We start from the raw sequence: 3,772 nt of genomic DNA, 5'->3' as shown, positions 1-3,772 counted from the left end.
AAATACAAGGAAATTAAAAATGATTAAAGAAGCTTTATTAAATGAGGTAACATATTTTCAAATTCGTATTACTCTTGCAAGAATGGGTGATTTACATGGACCTAAATAAACTTCTATACGAAAAATTCGGATATTCAAGTTTTCGAAATAACCAAAAAGAAATTATTAATGACTTGTTAAACTCGAAGGATGTTTTAGCAATGCTCCCTACAGGTGGGGGTAAATCATTATTATATCAATTAACAGGGCTACTATTGCCAGGCGTTGTAGTAATTGTTTCACCACTACTTTCCCTTATGGAGGATCAAGTAGAGCAGATTAAAGCATTTGGAGATAAACGGGTTATTGCACTAAATAGCTTTAGAAGTTTTGAGCAAAAAAAATATTTATTTAATAATATTAGCAGCTATAAATTTATTTTTGTTTCGCCTGAAATGTTACAAAATCAATTTTTAATACAAAAGCTTTCTGCGTCTAGGATCTCGTTATTTGTTGTTGATGAAGCACATTGTATATCACAGTGGGGGCATGATTTTAGACCAGAATATAAAACTTTAGGGGAAATAAAGCGGAAATTAAATAATCCGACAGTTTTAGCTTTAACTGCTACAGCTAGCAAAAATGTACGGGAAGAAATTATCGAAACTTTACAGTTAAAACATGTTCAAAAATATATCAATTCAGTTAACAGAGAGAACATAGCAATTCAAGTTGAGAAAGTAGATTCGGAAATGGAAAAGCTCAAGTCTTTAACAAATCATCTTTCTAAATTAACAGGTCCAGGCATCGTCTATTGTGGTACAAGAGCTGCTTGTGAGAAAATTTCACATACCATAAGAGAAAAGTTAAATTGCAAAGTCGCTTATTATCATGGTGGCATGGAACATGAACAAAGAATTTTAATTCAACAACAATTTATTCAAAATCAAATAGATATCATCGTTTGTACAAGTGCTTTTGGTATGGGGATTAATAAGTCAAATGTAAGGTTTGTAATTCATTATCAGTATCCTTCAAACATCGAGAATTATCTTCAAGAAATTGGACGAGCTGGCCGAGATGGTGAGCCAAGTATTGCGATACTAATTGTTTGTGAAGAAGATCATGAATTACCACTAAGGCTTATTGATGACGAAATCCTTTCTGTAAATCAAGTTGAGTCTTTTCTAGCGTATTTAAAAAGATTAGAAGAAAATCCAATCAAATTGACTGAAACGCTCGTGTCTAATTGGAAAGCAGTTTTTCAATTTAGTGAAATACAGTGGACAACGCTTCATTCTGAAATGGTTAAATTTAATGTAATCGTTGATGAAAACTTGCATTTAGAAAAAATAAATAATGTCTTATTAGAATCCATTAAAGAGTTAATTTCGGAGCGAAAAAAAGTAAAATATTTAAAACTTAAAGCGATGATCGATTTTCTAGCTTCATCCACTTGTTATCGCGAAAAATATCTTTTACTTTTTGATGAAATATTAGTACAGAGACCAAAAAATTGCTGTAATATTTGTGGTATATCGTTTGAAGACTATTGTTCAACTTATCATGAGAAATATGAAAATAATAATGTACTTTCATGGGAACAAGAATTAAGAAATAAATTGGGGCTGTGAGGAATCTATATGGAAAGCGAATTAAACCGTCAAGAAATTCCAGTTAACTATTTGAAGAAAAGCGTATATGGTACGCAGTTAATCATTTTAGTAGTCGCTATTTTATGTATTGTTTTTTTTATTGGTACAGAAAAATTTATAGATGATTTACATTTATTTAAAAGTTATAAAACATATTTATATGGATTCGGTGCTGGATTCTCACTCGTCCTATTTAATATCTTATTAAATTATACGATTCCGGAGCGTTTGTTAGATGATGGTGGATTTAATAAAAGATTCTTTACGTCACTTTCAGTCCCTGAAATGACGATACTTTGTATTTTAATCGCATTATCAGAAGAATTATTTTTTAGAGGATTTATTCAAGCTAAATTTGGACTAATTATTGCATCAGTTGTATTCGCTTTAGTTCATTTTCGATATGTGAAAAAACCGATTTTACTTATAATTGTATTAATTGAAAGTTTTTTCTTAGGTTACTTATATTTGAAAACAAATAATATTGTGATAGTATTTATCGCACATTTTATCTTAGATTATGTTTTAGGAATGTATATGAAATTAAGTTTGGAAAGTGAAGACAAAGAATGAAAAATGAGCTTCAGACTAATAGTATAGCTGACTTAAGTCGAAAGAATAAAAATAAGAAATTTAAAAATAAGAAAATAAATGATCAAAATAAAGCCGTTGATTTGTTAAATCTACCACCAAGAAGTGAAACAATGAAAATAAAAGAGGATCAACGAAGGCCTTGGTGGAAAATAAAATATCCTTTAATCACTGCGTTAGTCATAATCTTTATCATGCTACCATTTGGAGTAGTGAAGTTTGTACATAGTAAATACGATAAAATTTTTACTGAAAAAGGAAGTTTAATCATTCCTTCAAATAAATTTGAAAAGGTTGAATTAGCTGCTACCGATCATGTAAAAAAACAAAAAACGAATGAATCTCAGAAAAAAGCTCCAATCAAAAAAGAGATAAAAAATGTAGTGAAATCCCAAACAGATTCAAGTGAAACTGTAGGTGTGGAAGAGATTAATCACGAAGTTCAAAGAGGAGAAACACTATTTACTATTTCGATGAAATATTATGGTAATCGTGATGGCGAAGAAATTATTCAAGATGCAAATCATTTAAATGGGATCGAAGTAACGCCTGGCCAGATATTAAAAATCCCATTAAATGTTGATGTGGATAAATAATGTTAACTAGGGAATTGAAGTTCGAAATCTAGACAAATTCGCTTTGATCGTAATACTTCCTATCTATGTTATAAATAGAGGGGAAGGGAGTGTTAAAGTATGTTAGCAAAACATCAAATGCTTCAAAACCATCAAGTAATTACGATCCTATCTAATGATACGATAGAATGTGCAATTAATCTTCTATTGGAAAAGCAAATTGATAGTGTTCCTGTGTTATCAGGAAATAAATATGTTGGAATGATTTCACAAGCAGAGATCTTTAGAAGATGCTTTTTTAGTGAATTACGAACAGAAGAATACGTTAAGAATCTAAAAGTAGGTGAAATCGCAACACATCAAACAATCTGTGTTAAAACGGATGAACCATATGAAGATACAATGAATTCGTTAAAAAATATCCATCAATTGCGGTAGTTGATGATGAGAGAAATTTTGTTGGACTAGTTATTAGATATGACGTAATTGAGATTTTTCAAGAAGTACTTGGAAAGGACTGTCGAGGGATAAGAATTTCAATGACAAGTATGGAGAAGGAAGGGCAATTAGCAAGATTACTTGATTATCTTCACCATTTTAGGATTAATGTCATTTCGCTTGTAACTTTTGATTCAAAAGATCATTTACTAAGAAGAATTGTCTTAAAAAAATAGATGATAATAAAAATATCGATAAAATTTTACGTAAATTTGAAGGAACTTGGTCTAAGAATAGTATCTGTTACGAATGAAATAGAAAATTCTACAGTTAAACACTAATATTGTCAATCCGTTTGCGCTATTTCTTGTTATTAAATACTAATAAAGGATATTATTTTGCATATACAAAAATAGACTTTTGGAAACGATGAAACCATATTTCACTCAAATTAAAAACTTATGCCCATTTTGTATTAATGGATATAAGTTTTTTTGTTGTTTAAAATTTTTCAATTACTACTAGTTTTTGTAT

5 protein-coding genes are annotated in these 3,772 nt (G+C 29.7%); all 5 read left to right on the top strand.

The features are described from left to right. The first annotated feature begins 95 nt into the window (after window positions 1-95). On the top strand, window positions 96-1,613 hold the full coding sequence (locus CN514_RS17960) for a RecQ family ATP-dependent DNA helicase (protein ID WP_098233774.1): 1,518 nt from the start codon (window positions 96-98) through the stop codon (window positions 1,611-1,613). Window positions 1,614-1,622: 9 nt separating this feature from the next. Next, the gene (locus tag CN514_RS17955) at window positions 1,623-2,207 is read left to right on the top strand and encodes a CPBP family intramembrane glutamic endopeptidase (protein ID WP_098233773.1); all 585 of its coding nucleotides are present in this window, start codon (window positions 1,623-1,625) and stop codon (window positions 2,205-2,207) included. Beyond that, a complete protein-coding gene (locus CN514_RS17950) occupies window positions 2,204-2,821 on the top strand; it encodes a LysM peptidoglycan-binding domain-containing protein (RefSeq protein WP_098233772.1) in 618 nt (205 codons plus the stop codon). Before CN514_RS17955 ends, CN514_RS17950 begins: the two co-directional genes overlap by 4 nt. A gap of 99 nt (window positions 2,822-2,920) precedes the next feature. Beyond that, window positions 2,921-3,238, top strand: coding sequence for a CBS domain-containing protein (locus tag CN514_RS17945; protein WP_098233771.1), 318 nt, complete (start codon window positions 2,921-2,923; stop codon window positions 3,236-3,238). Window positions 3,239-3,339: 101 nt separating this feature from the next. Then, window positions 3,340-3,474 carry a hypothetical protein gene (locus CN514_RS26610; protein WP_286141740.1) on the top strand — a complete coding sequence of 45 codons (135 nt, stop codon included), beginning with the start codon at window positions 3,340-3,342 and terminating at the stop codon, window positions 3,472-3,474. Window positions 3,475-3,772: the final 298 nt, after the last annotated feature.

The organism is Bacillus sp. AFS001701, assembly GCF_002559405.1.
Classification (GTDB): Bacteria; Bacillota; Bacilli; order Bacillales; family Bacillaceae_G; genus Gottfriedia.
Note: the sequence above shows the minus strand (reverse complement) of the source record. Positions and strands in the feature narration are given on the sequence as shown.

What these genes read in the sequence shown, in the direction of transcription:
- CN514_RS17960 (WP_098233774.1), top strand. Translation starts at nt 96, where the DNA reads ATGGACCTAAATAAACTTCTATACGAAAAATTCGGATATTCAAGTTTT.
- CN514_RS17955 (WP_098233773.1), top strand. Translation starts at nt 1,623, where the DNA reads ATGGAAAGCGAATTAAACCGTCAAGAAATTCCAGTTAACTATTTGAAG.
- CN514_RS17950 (WP_098233772.1), top strand. Translation starts at nt 2,204, where the DNA reads ATGAAAAATGAGCTTCAGACTAATAGTATAGCTGACTTAAGTCGAAAG.
- CN514_RS17945 (WP_098233771.1), top strand. Translation starts at nt 2,921, where the DNA reads ATGTTAGCAAAACATCAAATGCTTCAAAACCATCAAGTAATTACGATC.
- CN514_RS26610 (WP_286141740.1), top strand. Translation starts at nt 3,340, where the DNA reads ATGACAAGTATGGAGAAGGAAGGGCAATTAGCAAGATTACTTGATTAT.